Origin of the sequence: Hyphobacterium lacteum, from assembly GCF_036330345.1 — a bacterium.
Classification (GTDB): Bacteria; Pseudomonadota; Alphaproteobacteria; order Caulobacterales; family Maricaulaceae; genus Hyphobacterium; species Hyphobacterium lacteum.
The window spans coordinates 286,722-306,937 of the sequence record NZ_JAZDRP010000004.1 but is presented as its reverse complement, the minus strand read 5'-3'; the positions used below and the strand labels follow the sequence as shown (position 1 = coordinate 306,937).

Genomic DNA, 20,216 nt, shown 5'->3' with positions numbered 1-20,216 from the left:
GCTCGCATGGAACACGGCTCAAGGCTGCGGCGTCGGCAGATCAGGAAAATCCCACAAAGCGCGACTGCGCGTCAGCCGGTCAGGCTGCCCGCCGGAGCCACGAGCGTAGCGAGTTGGCGCGAGGTAGGAAAAGTGTGCGCCCCCGGTTCAGATCGCACCGTTTCTTCCGCTTCAAGGAGGGGTGAGAGTAGCTGCGGTGTCCTTGCCCGGCACTCGCCCGTGCGAGGGAGGGTTCGGTAAAGTCCCGGGTTCGAAACACCGCAGCCGGGAGCGCACGCTCACGAAATTGCCTTGTCCTGCCTGAATGACAGCTGACGATGACGGGCTTTGTTTCGCCGCGCATGCGGCATGATTGTGACCGCCGGAAAAGGCCGTCTTCATTCGCTTATTACGCGAGTGCAGCATAACTTGCTCTCCATAGAGGCTTTTTCTTGCCTTTAACTCGTGGTTAACTGTGTTCACTGCGCCGGGGGGCCTAGTGACGCAAAAGGACTTTTCAATGAAAAACCTGGTTTTGACGACAGCCGCGCTGGCGCTCCTCGCAAGCGGTTCCGCTTTCGCCGACGGTCTGGATAATGCCGTTGGCAACACGGTCCGGATCATGATCGGCGATACCGGTCAGGGCTTTGATGCCTATTTCGATGCTGACGGAACCTTCTCCGACAGCCTCGGCCGTTCCGGTGGCTGGGAGTATGGCACAGAGCTGTGCGTGATCCCGCCGGCAGAGACTGAAGCACCGCCTGCCTGCGGACCCTGGAATGAAGATCTCGCCCCCGGCGGCGAGTGGCAGACCGACGCCTGGGCCGAGAATGGCACCATGCTGACTTTTACCATCCTTGAAGGCCGCGGCCATGATGCGCCGACCCCTCCGACGCCTCCGGCTGAATAATCCGCACCTGTAAGCCTTCAGGGATAATCAAACGGCCGGCCGCAAGGCTGGCCGTTTTTTCTTGTTATCAAGGAGGCCGCCATGCAGCGTCCTGACCGTCAGACCATCCATGCCGCGATGACAGCCAAGGGCCATGTCATTTTCGACAATGCCAAAGGGTTTGACCTGAACATCATAGCCGTCCGTTCCGCGGAAACCCGGGCCAACAGCTTCGACGACTGGCTGACCGTTTCCTATATCGATGCCGCGCACGGTGACTGGGCCTTCTATGCCTTCGCCTGCACCACCGATCCCGGCCTGTCCCATTTGCAAAATCTGTCTCATCCCGACGGCACGGCGGTGTTGAGGGAAGGGCAATACCGGTCCTCGCACATGATCCGGAAGCACCAGGGCAAGTATGACGCCATCTGCCAGAAGCCGGGTTATCAGCTGGAGGTCTACCGTGACCGCAATCAGGACGGCACGATCGACCGGTCGGACGGCCGCATTTTTACCAATGCCACGGGCATTAACATCCATCGCGCCAACCGGACACGCCGGTCTACACAGGTCGACCGCTGGTCTGCCGGATGTACGGTTCTGGCAGATCCGACCGATTTCGACGTCCTGATGACGCTCGCGCGGCGGGCGAAAGAGATTTACGGCAACAGCTTCACCTATACCCTGCTTCACGAGTCCGGCCTCTGACAGGCATGGTTCATGCATTTGTGCTAGGATCGGTCTCGAAACGGGTGGAAGAGGTTTGTCATGTTCCTGCTTGGACGTATCGGTTCTGTCAGCGCGACGCTGTTTCTGGCATTTGTCATGGCAACGGCCATGCTGGTCGCATTGGGGCTATACGCCCCGACAGTCCTCAACTGGATCCTGGACGGCGCAGAGCTAGTCGAACAATGGCTGACCCATACGGGTTTGCCCGACCGCTATAACAATTTTGTCCGCCTCTTCCTCGGCGACGAACAATTGGCTTTCCTTTTCTTCACCATCGTCTCGCGCATCATCATTGCGATCGTCGCGTCGATGTTTGTCAGCGCGACAAAGCCGAAATCACTCGTCGACCGGGCCTTCGGCTAAACCAAAAGCGCCGCCGTGAAACCACGGCGGCGCCTTTACAGCCAAAAGAAGGCATCAATGAAGGGGGCTAGCGGCCGCCCTCATCATCATGGCCATCCCCATGGCCTTCGCCTTCCATCATGTCACCGGCATCATCCATGACGTCTTCAGCGGCGTCCGCGGCGTCATCCATCATGTCATCGGCTGCGTCTGCAGCATCATCCATCATGTCATCGGCCGCTTCGCCGGCGTCTTCTGCCATGTCACCGGCTTCGTCCATTGCCTCGTCCATGGCTTCGCCGCCGTCATGAGCAGCATCTTCCATCGTGGTCTCGGCATCGTCCATCATCGTGTCGTCAGTCGCTTCCTCGGCCGGCGAGCAGGCAGCAAGTGCCAGCGCGGGCAGGGCAGCGGTCAGCAAAAATCTTGTACGCATGGGTTTCCCTTCCATTGTCCACCCAGCCACCAGGCTGCGGTGTCACAGGTTCATTACCATAAATTCATCATAAAGGGAGGGGTTATAGCCGAACCCGTGCAGACAGGCGTTCGGCGGCCACCGTTCGCGGTGTCTTGTGCACCGCAGCCTCGACCCGGGCGACATCGCGGAACTCCAGCACGCGCTCGGCAATCGCCAGCGCCAGCGTCTCGATCAGATCATAATGCTTGGCATCGGCCACATGCTGAACTGCATCGGCGACCTCGTCATAATGCGCTGTTTCGCCGATCGAATCGCTGGCCGGTACGGATTTCAGCGCCAGCACCAGATCGACAGTGACGTCCTGTCGCGCCTTGCGCTCGAAATCGTGAACGCCCAGCGATACCGGTACGCGCAGCGAGGTGATTTCGATTTCCATTTCGGCCATTGATTTGCCACCGGATTGTCAGGACGGATCGCGTGGATAGGCGGGATTTCCTGAGGTTTCAAGCGCCCACCCCCTTGGAGGATGGGCCGATACACTGTAATTTAGTTTCAAATGAAACAATCTGGAGCCTGACATGGTCGAACTCCGCGTCCCCACATCCGATCCGATTGTCCAGCGCCAGGTCGAGGCCGGCGCCGTGCGCGACGATTATACCATCGATCAGTGCTGGGATGAGTACACCGAGGAAGAGCATGCCATGTGGGCGAAGCTCTATGATCGGCAGACCCAGATGCTGGGCGGCCGCGCGGTGAAGGAATTCTATGACGGGCTGGACGCGCTCGGCCTGGATAACAGCAAAATACCGGACTTCCGCGAGGTCAATCCGAAGCTGGAAGCCCTCACAGGCTGGAAGCTGGTCACCGTGCCGGGCCTCATTCCCGACGAGCCTTTTTTCACTCATCTCGCCAACCGGCAATTCCCGGTCGGCCGCTTCATCCGCAAGCCGCACGAGATCGACTATCTTCAGGAGCCGGACATCTTCCATGATGTTTTCGGTCACGCCCCGCTTTTGGGCCTGCCAGTGTTTGCCGACTATATGGCGGCCTATGGACGCGGGGGGTTGCGGGCGCTGAAATTCGGCACGCTGGAAAACATCACCCGGCTTTACTGGTACACGGTGGAATTCGGCCTGATTAAGCAGGACGATGCCATGAAGATCTATGGCGCCGGGATCGTTTCTTCCTTTGCCGAAAGCGTGTTTTCGCTGGATGCCCGTTCACCCAACCGGATCGGATTTGATATCGAGCGCATCATGCGCACCCAGTACCGCTATGACGATTTCCAGCAGACCTATTTCGTCATCGACAGTTTCGAACAATTGCTGGACCGGACGGTGAACCAGGACTTCGCGCCGATCTACGACCGGGTGAAGCAGGCCGAGGAAATTCCCGCCCGCGGCGTCATCGACGGTGACACGGTCTATACCGAAGGCACGCAGGAATATGCCGACGCCGGTGGCCGCTGGGAGAATGCGCCTCAGGTTTAGAGGTGGGCCCGCAGCGCAGGCGGCCAACACACAGGCCCGCGGCAGATTATTTTTTTCGCCTCAATACGAACACAATTACGGCGTAAAGAGGTCTCCATCGATATGGTTTGACGATTATTTCTGTTGTGCGGTCCGCCGCGTTCCCGACTTTTTCCCTTCCAATTTCGACTCTTGGTTTTCGGCCTCTGGCCGGATTCCGTCTATTCACGTCATCGATTGAAAGGAAATCGTCATGACAACTGGTACCGTAAAATTCTTCAATTCCGTCAAGGGCTTCGGATTCATTCAGCCGGAAGATGGCTCGACCGATGTGTTTGTGCACGCCAGTGCGCTTGAGCGCGCGGGCATCCGTTCGCTGGCCGAAGGTCAGAAGGTCAGCTTCGAGGTTGTGCAGGATAGCCGCTCCGGCAAAAACGCAGCCGACAATCTGGTCCTCGCCTGATCCGGCTCTGTCCGGCGGCTTGCCGCCGGACAGACGTTCAGACTTCCGGAAGGCCGGGGGCACCCCCGGCCTTTCCCTTGTCCTCTCGCTGATTGAGGAAGCTGCATGCCCAAAAAAAATTACGATTCGATCTTCGCGCTGGAAGGTAAGGCGCCGCGGACCAAGGGTGACATAACTGATGCCGCGGTTCGTGAAATCCTCCAGCAGGAATCCGAAGAACGTGCCGCGCTGACTGACAGGCTGCGCAAAGCACGCCTGGCAAGAGACGAAGAAACCAGGGCCAAGGGCGAGCCTGCGCCGGAAAAGCCTGCAAGAAAGCGCGCGGCAAAATAGCCCCGCTTACTGCCGGCAGGCTCTAACCCCGGCGCAGCACCGCGCGTTCGCCACAGGACGGGCGGCCGACTTCCACGGCGACAAGACCCGGCAGCCGGTCTTCCAGACGGTCGAACAGCCAGTCGCAGATGTTCTCCAGTGATGGCTTGGAAAGGCCTTCCACCTCGTTCAGCAGATGATGGTCCAGCTGGCTGATAACGCCCTTCACGATCTGCTCGATTTTCCAGGTATCCTTGATCCAACCCTTGTCATTGGGGGCGCCCGCCAGCGTCACCGAGCCGGCAAAGGAATGCCCGTGCATCCGTGCGAACGGATGGTCGGCGGCCTCATGCTCGAAATAGTGAGCGGCCTCGAAGGTGAAGTCCTTCGTGATTTCCAGGCGGGTCGTGGTCATGGGCCTTCAAGCGTCTAGAACTGGATCGGGTTCATGACCCAGAGCGCGGCGATATACGCAACATAGCCACCAAAGAAAAGTATGCCGGCCAGCCGGCCCACATTGCGCCCCATATAGATCCAGGCGGCAAGCAGCGTGCTGGCGCCCAGCATCACCCAGAAATCAAAGCGCATGAACTGGTCCGGCACAGGCAGATCGAGACCGGCCGCACCGGCGGCAAGCCCGGCCGCGCCGCCCACGGCAAACACGTTGAATACGTTCGAGCCGAGCACATTGCCGATGGCGAGGTCCGCCTGTCGGCGCAGAACGGCCACCACGACCGTGGCAAATTCCGGCAGCGAAGTGCCGATCGCCAGCGCGGTCAGGCCGATCACCGCATCCGACACGCCGAGAATGGCCGCGGCCGATGTGCCACCAGTGACGATCATGTGCGCGCCGGCCGGCAGAAGGATGATTCCGACGACCAGCGAGACCAGGGTGGTCAGCATGGAGCCTTTGGAAGCGGCTTCTTCCAGTTCAGCGACTTCCGCCAGCAGCGGATCATCATCGCGCGCCTTCAGCGCCGACATCGCCAGCAGGCTGATGAAGACGATGATCAGGGCGAACAGCACGCCGCCTTCGAGCGTGGAGATGGTGCCGTCACGGCTGACGATCACCAGCGCGATACCGGCGGCGAGGGCAAACAGGGCGTTGCGGCGCACGCCCTTGGACTGGGTGCCGATCACGCCGACCAGGGCCGGCAGGCCCAGCACGAAGAGCACATTGGCAATGTTCGAGCCGACAATATTGCCGAGCGCCAGGCCCGGCGCGCCCGACAGGGCAGCATCGATGGAGACGACGAGTTCCGGCGCCGATGTCCCGAAGGCGACAATGGTGAGGCCGACCAGAAGCGGCGGCAGGCTGGCCCGGCGCGCCAGCGCAGCGGCGCCGCGGATCAACAGATCCCCGCCAAACAGAAGCACCACGATACCGGCCAGTATGAAACTGGCAGCAATCGGCAGGGACTCCTCGACACCGAACATCAGCTTGCTCTATCGCGTCTGCGCAAGAGACTAGTCGACGCGGCGGTATTCAATGAGATTCAGGATGCCGAACAGGACGAAGGGAATGCCAAGAGCGACCAGTGCCATCATGATGACGAACTCCGTGAATACGAACCAGATTGACCGGCTTTCTAACCGGGTTTGCGGCGCGCTGCTAGGGCCCAACTGTGCGGCGGAAGGGCGCTCATGACAGGCTGGCGGATTCGCCTCGAACCGGTCATCCGGCCATTGATGCGGCTGCACTGGCGGCGCACCCGCGGCATGACGCTGGGCGTGCGCGGCCTGGCGCTGGACAGCAGGGGCCGGGTCTGTCTGGTGCGCCATACCTATATGGCCGGCTGGCATCTGCCCGGCGGCGGGGTGGAGCGCGGCGAAACCGTCTGGCAGGCGATCGAAAAGGAAATGCGCGAAGAGGCAGGTGTGGCGCTGACCGGCGCGCCGGACCTTTTCCATGTCTACTCGAACGAGCGGAAATTCAGCGGTGATCACATTGCGCTCTTTGTGGTGAGGGACTGGTCGGCCTGCCCGCCCGAGCCCGGCCAGGAGATCGCCGAGACCCGCTGGTTTGCGCCCGATGCCCTGCCACAGGACATCTCCCCCGCGACCGCGAGGCGCATTGATGAGGTGCTGTCAGGCGCCGCGCCGGAAGATGAGTGGTAGATTGGCACAACTCAATAGAGCCATAAAATCCAAACACACGCTTGACGCGAAGCTGTCCGGATTCCACACTTGGTAGACGAAGAGCGCCATGAGCGCCGTCTGGAAACAGGCCGAATCCGGCCAGTGGAATTGGGGGCAGATGTGACAAATCCGAGCCATGCACGGGACACCGGCGCAGGCGGGCGCCTTGCGCGCGCCGCCATCATCCTCTTCACAGCCCTGACCATTACGGCCTGCAGCCACCACGATTATGAGTTCAGCCTTATCGATCTGGACGAAAGCACCCAGGACGATGTCACCAACATCAGGGCAAAGGCCGATGAACTGCTCCGGGCCGCCGGTGCACAACCGCAGACCCGCTTCCGGCACTATGACGCTCCGGCCATTGCCACCACGTTCGGCCTGGCGGCAAACACCCTGTTCGACGGGGGTGAGGAGGCCAGTCTTGGCCTGGGTCTGGTCGGGACGCTGATCACCGGCCTGAGAGGCTATGACCAGAACTCGGCCTGGCGCCGGATCTACAGTGAGACCGCGCTTTCCCTCTATTGTATTGCCGAGGAAATCTCGCCTTTCATCGGCGTGGATGAGGCCGAGCTGCGCACGCTCAGGGACGCGCTCCAGGATGCGTTGCGTGTGGCCGAGACCTTCGATTTCCCCCAGGGCACGACGGCCGCGGACCGGCGCATGCTGGCCGATACGGCCACGCAGGCCCGCGCCGCAATCGCTCTGCTGGAGAGCGCCATCAACAATACCCGGAATGTCCGCAGCGACAGCCTCCTGGCCGTGCGTGGACTGGAATCGCGGATGATCGAAAGGGTCGATAATATCGGGTCAAACCCGTCGAACCTTATCAATGCACTACAGAGTTATGGTGGTGCCATCGCCGAGGATTCCAACCGCCGCATCGTGGCTTCTGGCGGCGAGCGGCCAACTCCTCCGGCCGAAGCGCCGGAAGAGGGCGACCAGATGCCGCTCGCGGGCGATCGCAACGATCGCGCCGCAGACGAGCTCAGTGCGGCCGAGCTGGCCAATCGCCTGTATGACCTTTCCCGCGCGGCGGCCGATGCGACCAGCGGGCTGACCACGCTGGGCTCGGCACTGGGATTGTGCACCGCACCGGCGAGCTAGTGATCATCGTCGCGGTCGCGCATGTCGCGCACCCGCACACCATCCTCGTTATAGCCTTCGCGTTCACCGCGTTCGCGGCGGCGCACCGGCTCGCCATCGACCGTCTCGCCCGAGCGCGTGTCCTCATTGCCCTGTAGCTCATGGACCTCGAAGCCCTCAAAGGCCGGCAGGCCGGTTTCGCCGGATCCGGCATTCGGGTCGGCACACACCGTCTCCTCCGCCAGCCGGCCACGCAGACGGATACAGCTATTGCGCCGCGTCCATTGCGTGCTGCCATCTGACAACACGCAGCAATAGAGCTCGCTGGTCCGGGTGGGCGCCGGCTGCGGCTCGGGTTCGGGCTCCGGTTCCGGCTCATCGGGAATCTCCGGTTCGATCGGCCCGGGGATTTGCGGGCCGGGCCCGGGCACATCCATGCCGTCACCGCCCCGCTGCGTCTGCCGCGCCGGGAAATTCACCTGGTCGGGATCAAAATCACCATCGCGGGGCGGCTCGCCACCCCCGCCGCCGGGCGTCGGCTCTCCATCGCCATCCTCACCGCCAGGCTTGTCCGGCTCGTTGGTGTCGGACGGCATTTCGCCGCCGGGCGAGCGCGGCTGGGTGGTCGGCCGGGACTGGATGGAATCCGATTGCGCGAAGGCCGGTGCAGCGGATGCCGCCAGCCATATCGCGGCGCTGATCATCAGCATCGTTTTCATGAAAGCCTCCCCTGTTGCGGGACAGACTATCACGAAAACCCTCTGAACGCCGGATGAGCCACTCCCGGCGGGCGAAGCCTGCCCAGAGCGCGCCAATGAATGCAAGGCTGGGGCGCCCGCAGCGTCAGCGAGGAGCGACGGCCCGGAGGGGCCGGAGCACAAAGAAAAACCGAAAACCCCCGCCTGAAGGGGTCGAGGCGGGGGTCAGTGTGGCAGGGAAGGCCGGGGGATCAGCCTTCGCTGTGCGGTTTGTCGCCCATGCCGGAGGCCGCCATGTCAGCGGAGGGGACAATCTCGTCCTTTTCCGGGGAGACGGCAGTGGTTTCGACCGTATCGGCCGGCAGGTCCGGCTTGTCGATCACCACAGGGTCGCTGGCCGGAACCGGGTTGCCGGCTTCGGTCATTGCCGTGTCCGCGCGCGTGTCGGCGGCGGAGGTATCGGCTTCATCGGAAAGCGCCACAGCAGCGCCCGAAAACGCCAGCGTGCTGACACTGGCAAGCAATACCGGGGCAAGCATCAATGAATGTCTCATCAAGACCTCCCATGTGTCTTCGTTTCCAAAGAGTGTTCCCGGCGGGCCGCCACCAAGAGGGGAGGGGGAGAGCAGCGGTTCCCCGCCGGAACACCCCTGAAATGGGTTGCCGCTCCGCCCGTGCAAGACCGGTGACGGATTAAAAATTCGAAAGGTTGTGTCCTTCGAGGCTCGCTTCCCCGCTTCCGCGGGGACAAGCCGCTCGCACCTCAGGATGAGGTGCTGATATCGGCAGGCGAAGCCTGCCCAGAGCGCGACCGCCAGTGTCCTTCGAGGCCCACTTCGTGGGCTCCTCAGGATGAGGTGAAATCTGATATTTCAACCCACCTCATGGTGAGGTGCCCGGCGTTAGCCGGGCCTCGAACCACGAACCCAGCACAAACCTCACAACCCCTCCAGACTCCGCCCCTCCTTCACCGCGCGCAGCTTGTTCAGGCGCCGTTCCAGCTCGGCCCTGTAACCGCCCTCATATTCATTGAAGCCTTCGGGGTCCGGGTCAGGTCCGGGGTCGGACAGCCCGGCACGCAACAGCTGGACTTCCGTGCGCAAGATGCGCTCGGCCAGGCGCGCGGCGGCCTCGGCGGCGCGGATCTGCCCCGCCGCCCCCAGCTCGGCCGAGCGCTGGTGCAGCGCCTTGGCGGCTTCCAGCGGGGTGAGGCCGGGCGAAATAAAATCTTTCTCCCCCCGCTCGCGGGGGGAGTGCCGCGTAGCGGCGAGGGGGGCAAAGTGTTCTTGTTGATGCTCAGGCCCATCCCCTTCCCGTTCAGGGAAGGGCAAAGCGCAAGTGCGCGTCCGCAGCGTTTCCGGCTCGCCCGGAATAAGCGAGGATCGACGGCCCGGAGGGGCCGGAGCATCAGAAAAAACCTCCCCCTCAATCTCCTCCAACCGCCAGCCGCCCTGCGCCGCCCAGCCATAGACGGTGGAAGGCGAGCGCCCGACGGCGCGCGCCACCTCGGCCATGCTCGCCCCTTCGCGGCGCAAGGCCTCGGCGCGGGCTTTCAGTTCGGAGAGGTTGGACGGCGCCATCGACCGCAGAGTTTATGCGGGGCGGGAGAGGGGTGGATTACATTTCCCGTGTGCACATCCAAACCGTCATCCTCCGGTTTAACCGGAGGACCTCGCCCATATAGAGATGCCCCGGACGAGCCGGGGCATGACGAGTTGAAAAACCCACCTCATGCCTGTCCTCGACTGGACCGGGGAGTGAGGTGCCCGGCGACCTGTCCCCGCGGCTAGTGCCCGCGAAAGCGGGTAAAGCGGGGAAGCCGGGCCTCGAACCAAACACCAACTGGAAGCCTCCTTCGAGGCTCGCTATCGCGAGCACCTCAGGATGAGGTGTGTTGTGAACTTAAATCCCCACCAACCTCATGGTGAGGTGCTGCCGTAGGCAGCCTCGAACCACGCAGTGAGCCATTAGGTACCCATTCCGCGGCTCTCCCAGCCGTCTTTATTCAATTGCGGGTTCGATAGCTGACTTGCGTGTTCAGGTTTTCGAACCGGTCTTGATTCCGAGCCCATTCATGGAGGAACTTTTCGCATTCCACGCGCAACTCCCGGTCGGCTAAACGCGGATCGTCGCTTATCAGGAAATGTTCAAGCCCTTCCGAGCCCCATTGCTTGACCAGTTCAACAATCCGTCCTCTACGGTTCGTTTTTTTCATTGTGGGTGCCAGCGCGGTGTTTATCGGCCCAACGGATATGGCCAAGGTTTCGAGACCGTATATTTTTGCTTTCGCCAATACGAATAGTCATCGTTGGCCAATGAATTTCCGCATAAATGCCAGGCGCATTGGGAATCGCGCCGCCACGGCCCTGGATCAGGCTCAGGTCTAAAGAAATGCCATTGAATTCTAGCAACATGGATCACTCTGCCTGATCGATCCTTTCACCCTATCATACCGCAGCTTGCAACGACGCATCGCCTCGGCTTCGGCTTTAAGATCGGAGAGGTTCGGCGGCGCCATCAACCGCAAGGTTTATGCGGGGTGGGGGAGGGCGTGGATAAGAGCTTTAGCCCCCGCTGCGCGAATCGAATCCATACTTAGATTCTGAAAAGAGCTTATAGTTTGGGAAAGAGATCGAAATGTCAGATTTTCGCAACATGATGAAGTGCCCGATGTGTGGATCACAATTCCAGTTCGGACCGCACAAGTACGATGGAGACTAATTACGTTCCTATGATCTTACGGTTTGTCGGCATTGTATTTCAGCAAACTATGATGGCTGGTCGCCGCATCTAGAACCGAAATTAATTGCCCACCTCGAAGCGAATGGCCTTCCGATGCCGCCTCGTCTACCGAATAAATTACTGCCGCCCAGTTAAGAGTTTGAGTTATTAACTAATAAATATTCGTGGTTAGAATAAAGCACGTCGTTACAACACATTTTTTGCGTAAAGAACAGTTCGAGTGCTCCAAAAATCGTATCGGCTAAAATCAGGCCGAAGTATTTGGCGAGCGTATTCGATCGGTGAACGCTGCCGAGTGACATTTTTGAACTTATCATGAAGTTCGGGTTTCTTATGCGCGAAAAAATTCCTAGTTACGCGGATATGATTGACGTCAATTGAGCTTGATCCGAAACCAGAAGACAAGCGAGAGTAATTAGGTAAACGAAGTATCTGTGCCGCCCTAATCGTATCCGAGGGGTTGTGCCACAGTGGTTCGTGTCGAAATTGGCGGCTGCGGCGCAATGCACGGAGTACTTCGTCTTTGTCGCTGTAGACCACAGGCCGTACATGGGCGCTTCCATCAGCATACTGACCATCTGAGACGGCTAATTCGATGATAAAGCGGTAACAAAATCGCGCCCACGCGTCGTGGAGCCGGATAACGCAAATCTCCGTTAGAAGCCTGTTTTGCAACTCACTTTCGTGTTCCTCCGCAAAGATTGACCGGAGGTTTTCGACCTCGCGAACGAATCTACGGAACGGATCGTGGCCGAGAAAGCTCACCGGTTAAAACTGGCCAGCAAGAGCTTTCACATAGATTGGAAACCGTATTCGCCGGCTTTTTATCCGCTGCGTCGTCTCCGAGGAGGCTGTGAGGAAGCTTGTGAAATCTTTAGGTGCTGAGTCATTTTCAATGTAGTCCGCGAGCGTTGCTACATTTGCATTAGCGGCCTCTATATCCTGTATGCCACGCTCAAGCTGACCGAACTGATCCACCGCGATGTCGCCTTCCGGAATGCCTACTCTATGAAACGCGACCGCAGCGAAAAACATTAAAAAATGAGGTTGATTAGTTAGCGGCTTGCTCAATACGGCTTCAAAGTTCTCGAGCAAAAAGCTCAGAGTTTTGTCTAGTTTTTTAATTGCCTCGTCAAAACCGTCGGTTGTTTTGTCGTGCTTCTGGTACAGCTTGTTTATGTTGGCCTGGCCACCGTCTTTCACGCCTTCAAGAATGATCCCGAACAGCTCGGCCATGTAAGAGTAATCCATCATTCGCGTACGCTGCGAAAGTGAAACTAAATTGTATTCCTCCCACAATACCGACCATTTTTTAGTGAGCTCGACAATGAGCCACTTGAAATCGCCATGGAATTTTGCGTGACGTTTTTCCGGTGGATTTAAGACAACGGAGTATGAGTTAAGACGAGCAAAAATCTCAAGCACATCTTCATCGTTAGCGTTCAAAAGGTGATCGACGCTTAAGGAGTATCCTAGGAACTGTTGTTTTAGTTCGTCACTTAGCTTGTCGTAGCTCAAGCCTTTAAAGTGTTTTGATCTAGGGGTTAGTCTAAATTTGCTTCTTGCGAAGTCTAAAATTGCCCGCAGTCTTTGCTGGCCATCAACGACGTCCCTTATTGATTTTTGCGTCTCTAGATCGATTTTTGATCTTATGTAGATCTTCGGGATCGGCATGTCATTAAGTATTGTATCAATCAAATATGTCTTGGCTGCCGGTGTCCAGACGCCTTTTCTTTGAAAGTATGGATTTAATGTAAGGGATTTTTCTTGATCCCACTGGATGAAGTCGGCAATAGTATATTGTTCGAGATTGGTATTAACCATTTTAATTGCCTTGCTTGTGGGTTCGATTCTAACAATGTGAGCGACGTTTCCCGCAAAATCTCAGCGGTCATGAAAAGTGTGGGTTTTACCTACTCCCCCTCCAACCCCTTGATCTCGTCACCCTCACTTTCGTGAGGGCAGGCTCCGCCTCGCCGCTTCTGCTGCCTAGTCCTGTTCCAGGGCTTTGATCTGATCTCTCAGATCGGCAGCAGTCTCGAATTCCAGATTGGCCGCAGCCTCCCGCATCTGTTTTTCGAGATCGGCGATCACCGCCTTGAGGTTGTTGGGTTCAAATTGAGCGCTTTCTTCGCGAGTGGTCAAGCCTTTCCGTTGCTTCCGGTCCCGCGCCTTCGCTGAGCGTCCTTTCGCTGTCTTCTCCATCACGCCTTCGAGCACATCCGAGATGCCGCGTGTGATGGTTTTCGGCGTGATGTTGTGTTCGAGATTGTGCGCTTCCTGTTTTTCGCGGCGGCGGTCGGTTTCATCCATCGCCCGCTGCATGGAGCCGGTGATATTGTCGGCATAGAGGATGACCATTGACTCGGCATTGCGCGCGGCGCGGCCAATCGTCTGCACCAGGCTGGTTTCCGAGCGCAGAAATCCCTCTTTATCGGCATCGAGAATGGCGACCAGCCCGCATTCGGGAATATCGAGGCCTTCGCGCAGGAGGTTGATCCCCACCAGCACGTCATAGACGCCCAGGCGTAAGTCGCGGATCAGCTCGATCCGCTCCACCGTATCCACATCCGAGTGCATGTAGCGGACCTTCAGGCCCTGCTCGTGCATGTATTCGGTGAGATCCTCGGCCATGCGCTTGGTCAGCGTGGTGATGAGGGTGCGGAAACCGCGCTCTGCCGTGGCGCGCGCCTCGTCGATGACATCATCAACCTGGCTGGCGCCATCCTTCGAGACCGGGCGGACTTCCACAGGAGGGTCCACGAGGCCGGTGGGGCGGATGACCTGTTCCGTGAACACACCGCCCGTGCGGTCCAGCTCCCAGCCGCCGGGCGTGGCCGAGACGCAGATCGTCTGCGGGCGCATGAGGTCCCATTCCTCGAATTTCAGCGGTCTATTATCCAGCGCCGAGGGCAGGCGGAAGCCGTGATCGGCCAGCGTTTTCTTGCGGTTGAAGTCGCCGCGATACATGGCGCCCAGCTGGGGAATGGTCTGGTGGCTTTCATCGACGAAGACCAGCGCGTCCTCGGGCAGGTATTCGAACAGGGTGGGCGGGGGCTCGCCCGCCTTGCGGCCGGTGAGATAGCGGGAGTAATTCTCGATGCCGGCGCAGGAGCCCGTGGCTTCCAGCATTTCCAGGTCGAACTCGGTGCGCTGGGCGAGGCGTTGCGCTTCGAGAAGCTTGCCGTTTTCCTCCAGCCATTTGAGGCGCACTTTCAGCTCCTGTTTGATGGAGGAAATCGCCTGGTGAAGCGTCGGGCGCGGCGTCACATAGTGCGAATTGGCGTACATCTTGACGCTGTCGAGCTCGGCCTGCGCCTTACCGGTTAAGGGGTCGAATTCGGTGATGCGCTCGATCTCGTCGCCAAAGAAATCCACGCGCCAGGCCCTATCGTCATAATGCGCCGGGAAGATTTCCAGCACGTCGCCGCGCAGGCGGAAGGTGCCGCGCTGGAAGGCCGCGTCATTGCGCGTGTATTGCAGGGCGACCAGCCGCTGGGCGATCTCGCGCGGATCGATTTGCTGGCCGGTTTTGATCTCGAAGGTCATCGCCGTGTAGGTCTCGACCGAGCCGATGCCGTAAATGCAGGAGACCGAGGCGACAATGATCACATCATCGCGCTCCAGAATGGACCGGGTCGCCGAGTGACGCATCCGGTCGATCGCCTCGTTGATGGAGCTTTCCTTCTCGATATAGGTGTCGGTGCGCGGCACATAGGCTTCGGGCATGTAGTAGTCGTAGTAGGAGACGAAATACTCGACCGCATTACCGGGAAAGAAGCTCTTGAATTCGCCGTATAACTGGGCGGCCAGCGTCTTGTTCGGGGCGAGGATCAGCGCCGGACGCTGAACGCTTTCAATGATTTTCGCCATGGTGAAGGTCTTGCCGGTACCGGTGGCGCCGAGCAGAACCTGGTCTCTTTCCTGCGCATTGAGGCCTCCGACCAGCTCCGATATCGCGGTGGGCTGGTCTCCGGTCGGAGAATATTCCGACACGCACTCAAACCGGACTCCGCCCTCCGACTTTTCCGGGCGCTCGGGCCGGTGCGGCACCCAGGCGGCAGGGGTATTCGCCACCGGTTCGGGCGTGAAATTCGCCTGTCCCATGTCCTGGACGGCGCTGTCATCGGCAGTGAGTCGGGCCATGGCTCAGGTATAGGGATTGCGGATGGAAGTTTCCAGTTTGTTCCGCCTATCCGGGCAGGCCGTCTGTCGGCGCGGCGGCGGCACTCTCCCACTGGTCGGGATAGATCAGCCCGTCCGTGTCAAAACCCAGCCCCTGCAGGAAATCGAGGCGCTCCTGCAAAAGCGCTGGGTCCATCTGCGGCTCGCGCGCCAGGATCCAGAGATAGCGGCCCGCCGGTTCGGAGATCACGGCCCAGGAATAATCCTCCGCCACGTCGAGGATCCAGTAATCGCCGAAGAAAGGACCGAAGAAACTCACCCGAAGGCGGGCATTGGAATTGCGGTCGGCGATCAGGGCGCGGCCTTCCGCCACCTCAAGCTCGCCATCCAGCCCGCCCTTCCAACAGCGGTTGATGACCCGGATCGCGCCATCCTCGCGCCGTTCGTAAAAGGCTGAAACACCGTCACAATTCCGCTCGAAGGAGTGGTCGGCGCGGGCAATTTCGAACCAGGTGCCGAGATAACGCTCGATGTCCACATTGTCCGCCACTGGCGGCGGTTCATCGCCGGCAAGGCGGTCGCGCGGGCTCGAACAGGCGGCCAGCGCAAGGCAAAGACTGACAAGGGCAAATGGCTTGAGGCGCATTCCGGTTTCTCCGTTCATGACAATTATTCTAGCCATACACCCTTGGTTAAGGCCAATCGGACCAGTTTCAAGGCTGGGGCAAAGTGTAATCTAGAGGTAGGTCCGCGAAAGAAAATGGCGGGCAGTTTCGAACGCGTCCGGGTGCTCATTGTTGAGGATAACCCGCATATGTCAGCGATCCTGAGGACGATCCTGCAGGGCTTTGGCGTGCGTACGATTCACGAATGCCGGGATGCCGAAACCGCCTGGCAGAACCTTGAAACCCTCAGCCCCGATATTCTCATCGTTGACCTTTTCCTGGAGGAAATGGACGGGCTCGAACTGTCCCGGCTGGTCCGCAATGACGATCGTAGCCCCAACAAATACCTGCCCATCGTCATGGTGACAGCGCATACCGAGCGCTCGCGCGTGCTCCAGGCCATCAATGCCGGCGTCAATGAATACCTCGCCAAACCGGTGCGGCCGATCGACCTGTTCGAGCGGATTGTCTCGCTGATCGAGCGTCCGCGGCGCTTTGTCCGCGCGCCGGACTATTTCGGTCCGGATCGACGGCGGCGCCAGGATTCTGCCTATACCGGCCCGTGGCGCCGCTCAACCGACGAGCAGCACGATGATCTGGAAGAGGATCTGGATGTCGCCTAGCCGTTGATCGCGGCTTCAAACGCTGCCAGCTCTTCCGCGCTGGTGCACCAGCTGGCCACGAAGCGGGCCGAGCCGTCCGGCCAGGCATAAAAGCCGGCACCGGCCTTTTGTAGCTGATCAGCGAGTACCGGATCGAGACGGGCGAAAACCTCATTGCCATCAACAGGGTGCGCCATTTCCGCGCCACCCGATCGCATCAGCAAACGCTCGATCTCCCTGGCTGCTGAATTGGCTTTCCGGGCCAGATCCAGCCACAGATCATTGTCCAGCCAGGCACACATCTGCGCAGCAATGAAGCGGGCCTTGGGACCCATATGGCCTGACCGCTTCTGCCGGGCCTGCAACTCGCCCAGTCGGTCGCGGGTCTCACCGAAGAGAATGATGGCCTCGGCGCCCAAAGCCGCGTTCTTGGTCGCGCCAAAACAGAGAATATCGCCCCCGGCTTTCCAGCTCATGTCCGCGGGCGAGCAGCCGAGCGAGACCAGCGCGTTGGCAAAGCGCGCGCCATCCAGGTGCACACTCAGCCCCTTGGCCTTCGCCGGAGCGGTCAGCTCCATCAGCTCCCGGGGCGAATAGGCACAGCCCGATTCATTCAGGTTCGAAATCGACAATGCCCGCGGCGGTGTCGTGTGGACGAAATCCTGCGGCCATTCTGCCAGTGCAGCGGCCAGCAATGCCGGATCGATTTTCGCATGATCGCCCTTCAACGGCAGAAGCTTGCCACCACCGGTGAAGAATTCCGGTGCGCCTCGCTCGTCACGATGGATGTGGGCTTCGTCATGACACAGGATCACGGCATGCGACGGGCACAGAACCGAAAGCGCCAGCGCATTCGACGCGGTGCCACTGGTTGTCAGAACAATATCCAGCTCGCACCCGAAAAGCGCCGCCAGCCTTTCCCGCAATTCCGCAGTCAGCGGGTCATTGCCGTAACTGGGCGCATAACCCTCATTGGCCTTTGCCAGAGCGGCCAGGACATCGGGATGCGCCGGAGACGTTGTGTCGGAAAGGAATTTCATGGCGAAAACATTCGGCACCTGATCACGATCGTCAATCGCCGAATGCTGGATCGGGCTGACTGGCGGGCAGGGCATCACGAATCGAGTCGGAATTGGCCAGACCCGTTCTCTGCGTTCCGCCATCCAGCGCCGCCTGACCGGCCAATGCATGAGGGGCAAGCCCGAACATTGAACGGATGGTACCGGTGTCGAGGGTAATAAAATCGGCCGCGCTTTCATCGGCGGCGGCCATGGCGGTGTGGGGTCCGGCTCCCTGCGGGCAGAGCCCTGTGCGGGCAAAGGCATCCGGATCACCGGGGCATTGCAGGCCTTGTAACACCGACCGGGTTCCCGGGCTGATTGGATAAACGAGGTTCGATTCTGGTTCTGTATCCGCAGCCTCGGTTTCGCCAGCTCTGGCGGAAACCGGAGGCAGGGCAGGAAGCGAGGCGACCGGACTGGCTGTGGTTTCTGGCTGTGGACCTGGCGCAATGGCGGCAGTTTCGGTAACTTCGTCAGGCTCGGGCAGCTGCGACAGCTCTTCGTCTGGTTCAGCGACAATGACGATATCAGTGATAACCGATACTGGAACGACCGGGTCGTGTTTCACAGAGAATATGAAAATGGCCAGTCCGGCATGAACACAGACCGCTCCAAATGCGGCGGCAAACCGCCGTTTTGGCAGGGACGGCAATGAAAAGCTGAACGCACGAAGCTGCAAACGCCCGCCCCGGTAAGATCAATTGCCCCGCCTCAATCAGACATAGCCGATGAGAAAACGGAGCGCGACCCTTTTTGGGGCGGACAACAGCTTATTTCTGGGTTTTGCTCGCCTTGCGGCGTGCGTCGAACAGTGCGGCCACAGAGGCGCTGCCAGTGCGGTTCAGGACGCCATAGCCACGGACGTTCGGCAGTTTGGCAGGCGAAGCGGTTTTGCGCAGAATTTTCATCGTGCTTCCCTTTCTTGCAGAGCAGTGTTTTCGACACCTGACTCCTGATTTGCGCCCTCGCTATGAACCGTCATGATCAGGTTCGACGGCGCCTGGCTTTGACTGAGATACAGCGTCGCAGCGAACATTCCGGCAGCGAGCGCAAGCCCGAATATCGCGGAAGCATTTATACTACCCGGTCTGGCCATCGCACATCTCCCCTAAATCGTCCGATGGTTAAAGAATCGATTTGCATGCGGGCGCGGTAAGGGCGAATTCGGGCCATGTTGAAGACGTTCGGGGCAATGCGAAGGCAAATGCGGCGGAAATGGGGTCAAGCCGCTTGGCCTCTACACCGGCCTTCGTTACGGTCCTCGCGCAGTTCTGATCCGGAGTCGAAATGGTCTTCAAACAATCTGATGCGCTGTCGCGGGTGCAGCCGTCCGCAACACTTGCCGTCACGCAAAAGGCAAGGGAATTGCGCGCTATGGGCGTCGACGTCATTTCGCTGGGCGCGGGCGAGCCGGACTTCGACACGCCCGATCACATCAAACAGGCCGCCATTGAGGCGATCAATGCTGGAAAGACCAAGTATACGCCGGTCGATGGTGTTCCTGAGTTGAAGGACGCCATCGCTGCTAAATTCCGGCGCGAGAACAATCTGTCGTATGCGCCCGGAGAGATTTCGGTCGCTCCCGGCGGCAAACCGATCATCTACAATGCGCTTGTGGCGACGTTGAATCCCGGTGACGAGGTCCTGTTCCCCGCGCCTTACTGGGTTTCCTATCCAGAGATGGTCCGGCTTTGCGGTGGCGAGCCGCGGTCCATTCCCGCCCCGATCGAAACCGGTTTCAAAATTACCCCGGACCAGTTGGCCGCCGCCATAACGCCAGCGACCAAATGGCTGATATTCAACTCACCGTCCAATCCCACGGGGGCAGGATATACACGCGATGAAATTGCCGCCTTGGCCGAGGTGATCCGCAAGCACCCCCGGCTGATGGTGATGACGGACGATATGTACGAGCACATCGTTTACGGCGATTTTGTCTTCTCGACATTCGCCGAGGTCGCGCCGGATCTTTATGACCGGACCCTGACGACGAATGGCGTTTCCAAGGCTTTTGCCATGACAGGCTGGCGGATCGGTTATGCCGGTGGGCCGGAGAAGCTGATTGCGGCCATGCGGAAGGTCATGTCGCAGACAACCTCTAACCCGAGTTCTATCAGCCAGTGGGCCGCTGTGGCCGCCTTGAATGGCTCCATGGATTTCCTGACCGATCGCAATGCGGCTTTCCTGCGTCGACGCGATCGGATGTTGGCAGATATTGCCGGATGCGAGGGTCTGACGGCCCCCACGCCTGAGGGCGCTTTCTATATCTTTGCAGATTGTTCTGACTGGATTGGAAAGCGCTCGCCCAAGGGGCAGACAATGGAAACCGATATTGATGTCTGTAATGCCCTGCTCGAGGAAGAAGCCGTTGCCGTTGTCCCCGGGGCAGCGTTTGGTGGCTCGCCCGGCTTTCGCATCTCCTATGCCACGAATGACGAGGCCCTGATCAAAGCCGGACAGCGCCTGAAGAATTTCGCAGCAAATATATCATAGAAAT

24 protein-coding genes are annotated in these 20,216 nt (G+C 59.5%); 10 read left to right on the top strand and 14 right to left on the bottom strand.

Annotation, left to right across the window (positions count from 1 at the left end):
• The first annotated feature begins 499 nt into the window (after positions 1–499).
• The 3 genes from V0U79_RS08620 to V0U79_RS08610 all read left to right on the top strand — a co-directional run bounded on the left by V0U79_RS08620 (position 500) and on the right by V0U79_RS08610 (position 1,960).
• Positions 500–889, top strand: a complete 390-nt coding sequence (locus V0U79_RS08620) for a hypothetical protein (protein ID WP_330199091.1) — start codon at positions 500–502, stop codon at positions 887–889.
• A gap of 81 nt (positions 890–970) precedes the next feature.
• Positions 971–1,576 (top strand): hypothetical protein, encoded by a 606-nt coding sequence (locus V0U79_RS08615; protein WP_330199090.1) that lies wholly within the window; start codon positions 971–973, stop codon positions 1,574–1,576.
• A 60-nt stretch (positions 1,577–1,636) separates the two neighbouring features.
• Complete coding sequence (locus V0U79_RS08610) at positions 1,637–1,960, top strand: hypothetical protein (RefSeq protein WP_330199089.1); 324 nt, start codon at positions 1,637–1,639, stop codon at positions 1,958–1,960.
• A 67-nt stretch (positions 1,961–2,027) separates the two neighbouring features.
• Here the strand turns inward: V0U79_RS08610 and V0U79_RS08605 are convergent, their stop codons facing one another.
• Both V0U79_RS08605 and V0U79_RS08600 read right to left on the bottom strand, forming a co-directional pair.
• Positions 2,028–2,375 carry a hypothetical protein gene (locus V0U79_RS08605; protein WP_330199088.1) on the bottom strand — a complete coding sequence of 116 codons (348 nt, stop codon included), beginning with the start codon at positions 2,373–2,375 and terminating at the stop codon, positions 2,028–2,030.
• A gap of 82 nt (positions 2,376–2,457) precedes the next feature.
• A complete protein-coding gene (locus V0U79_RS08600) occupies positions 2,458–2,802 on the bottom strand; it encodes a dihydroneopterin aldolase (protein ID WP_330199087.1) in 345 nt (114 codons plus the stop codon).
• Between the two features lie 133 nt (positions 2,803–2,935).
• On the opposite strand from V0U79_RS08600, the gene phhA reads away from it, so the two are divergent.
• The 3 genes from phhA to V0U79_RS08585 all read left to right on the top strand — a co-directional run bounded on the left by phhA (position 2,936) and on the right by V0U79_RS08585 (position 4,622).
• The gene (phhA, locus tag V0U79_RS08595; RefSeq protein ID WP_330199086.1) at positions 2,936–3,847 is read left to right on the top strand and encodes a phenylalanine 4-monooxygenase; all 912 of its coding nucleotides are present in this window, start codon (positions 2,936–2,938) and stop codon (positions 3,845–3,847) included.
• A 232-nt stretch (positions 3,848–4,079) separates the two neighbouring features.
• Positions 4,080–4,289, top strand: coding sequence for a cold-shock protein (locus V0U79_RS08590; protein WP_330199085.1), 210 nt, complete (start codon positions 4,080–4,082; stop codon positions 4,287–4,289).
• A 105-nt stretch (positions 4,290–4,394) separates the two neighbouring features.
• Entirely contained in the window at positions 4,395–4,622 is a 228-nt protein-coding gene (locus tag V0U79_RS08585; protein ID WP_330199084.1) for a hypothetical protein, read from the top strand.
• Between the two features lie 22 nt (positions 4,623–4,644).
• Here the strand turns inward: V0U79_RS08585 and V0U79_RS08580 are convergent, their stop codons facing one another.
• The gene (locus tag V0U79_RS08580) at positions 4,645–5,016 is read right to left on the bottom strand and encodes a 6-pyruvoyl trahydropterin synthase family protein (protein WP_330199083.1); all 372 of its coding nucleotides are present in this window, start codon (positions 5,014–5,016) and stop codon (positions 4,645–4,647) included.
• 14 nt (positions 5,017–5,030) lie between these two features.
• Positions 5,031–6,038: a calcium/sodium antiporter gene (locus V0U79_RS08575; protein WP_330199082.1), complete on the bottom strand. Its 1,008-nt coding sequence runs from the start codon at positions 6,036–6,038 to the stop codon at positions 5,031–5,033.
• Between the two features lie 207 nt (positions 6,039–6,245).
• Here V0U79_RS08575 and V0U79_RS08570 point away from each other — a divergent pair, with 207 nt between their 5' ends.
• Together V0U79_RS08570 and V0U79_RS08565 are read left to right on the top strand one after the other, a co-directional pair.
• Entirely contained in the window at positions 6,246–6,719 is a 474-nt protein-coding gene (locus V0U79_RS08570) for an NUDIX domain-containing protein (protein WP_330199081.1), read from the top strand.
• A gap of 69 nt (positions 6,720–6,788) precedes the next feature.
• Entirely contained in the window at positions 6,789–7,847 is a 1,059-nt protein-coding gene (locus tag V0U79_RS08565) for a hypothetical protein (protein WP_330199080.1), read from the top strand.
• On the opposite strand, the gene V0U79_RS08560 is transcribed toward V0U79_RS08565, so the two are convergent.
• The 7 genes from V0U79_RS08560 to V0U79_RS08530 form a co-directional block, all read right to left on the bottom strand.
• Positions 7,844–8,545, bottom strand: a complete 702-nt coding sequence (locus V0U79_RS08560) for a hypothetical protein (RefSeq protein ID WP_330199079.1) — start codon at positions 8,543–8,545, stop codon at positions 7,844–7,846. The genes V0U79_RS08565 and V0U79_RS08560 overlap by 4 nt on opposite strands.
• A gap of 230 nt (positions 8,546–8,775) precedes the next feature.
• The gene (locus V0U79_RS08555) at positions 8,776–9,078 is read right to left on the bottom strand and encodes a hypothetical protein (RefSeq protein ID WP_330199078.1); all 303 of its coding nucleotides are present in this window, start codon (positions 9,076–9,078) and stop codon (positions 8,776–8,778) included.
• Between the two features lie 384 nt (positions 9,079–9,462).
• Complete coding sequence (locus V0U79_RS08550) at positions 9,463–10,104, bottom strand: helix-turn-helix domain-containing protein (protein ID WP_330199077.1); 642 nt, start codon at positions 10,102–10,104, stop codon at positions 9,463–9,465.
• Positions 10,105–10,719: 615 nt separating this feature from the next.
• A complete protein-coding gene (locus V0U79_RS08545; RefSeq protein ID WP_330199076.1) occupies positions 10,720–10,938 on the bottom strand; it encodes a hypothetical protein in 219 nt (72 codons plus the stop codon).
• 1,096 nt (positions 10,939–12,034) lie between these two features.
• A complete protein-coding gene (locus V0U79_RS08540; RefSeq protein ID WP_330199075.1) occupies positions 12,035–13,090 on the bottom strand; it encodes a GmrSD restriction endonuclease domain-containing protein in 1,056 nt (351 codons plus the stop codon).
• 165 nt (positions 13,091–13,255) lie between these two features.
• Positions 13,256–15,373 (bottom strand): excinuclease ABC subunit UvrB, encoded by a 2,118-nt coding sequence (gene uvrB, locus V0U79_RS08535; RefSeq protein ID WP_373696457.1) that lies wholly within the window; start codon positions 15,371–15,373, stop codon positions 13,256–13,258.
• 85 nt (positions 15,374–15,458) lie between these two features.
• Positions 15,459–16,037, bottom strand: coding sequence for a lipocalin family protein (locus V0U79_RS08530; protein ID WP_330199073.1), 579 nt, complete (start codon positions 16,035–16,037; stop codon positions 15,459–15,461).
• Between the two features lie 114 nt (positions 16,038–16,151).
• On the opposite strand from V0U79_RS08530, the gene V0U79_RS08525 reads away from it, so the two are divergent.
• Positions 16,152–16,679: a response regulator gene (locus V0U79_RS08525; protein WP_330199072.1), complete on the top strand. Its 528-nt coding sequence runs from the start codon at positions 16,152–16,154 to the stop codon at positions 16,677–16,679.
• On the opposite strand, the gene V0U79_RS08520 is transcribed toward V0U79_RS08525, so the two are convergent.
• From V0U79_RS08520 to V0U79_RS08510, 3 genes are all read right to left on the bottom strand, one after another.
• The gene (locus V0U79_RS08520) at positions 16,676–17,773 is read right to left on the bottom strand and encodes a threonine aldolase family protein (protein WP_330199071.1); all 1,098 of its coding nucleotides are present in this window, start codon (positions 17,771–17,773) and stop codon (positions 16,676–16,678) included. The two genes, V0U79_RS08525 and V0U79_RS08520, sit on opposite strands and share 4 nt — an antisense overlap.
• Complete coding sequence (locus V0U79_RS08515) at positions 17,730–18,398, bottom strand: hypothetical protein (RefSeq protein WP_330199070.1); 669 nt, start codon at positions 18,396–18,398, stop codon at positions 17,730–17,732. The genes V0U79_RS08520 and V0U79_RS08515 overlap by 44 nt, the downstream gene beginning before the upstream one ends.
• Before the next feature lie 91 nt (positions 18,399–18,489).
• Positions 18,490–18,627: a hypothetical protein gene (locus V0U79_RS08510; protein ID WP_330199069.1), complete on the bottom strand. Its 138-nt coding sequence runs from the start codon at positions 18,625–18,627 to the stop codon at positions 18,490–18,492.
• Between the two features lie 379 nt (positions 18,628–19,006).
• On the opposite strand from V0U79_RS08510, the gene V0U79_RS08505 reads away from it, so the two are divergent.
• Entirely contained in the window at positions 19,007–20,212 is a 1,206-nt protein-coding gene (locus tag V0U79_RS08505; protein ID WP_330199068.1) for a pyridoxal phosphate-dependent aminotransferase, read from the top strand.
• The last annotated feature ends 4 nt before the right edge of the window (positions 20,213–20,216 follow it).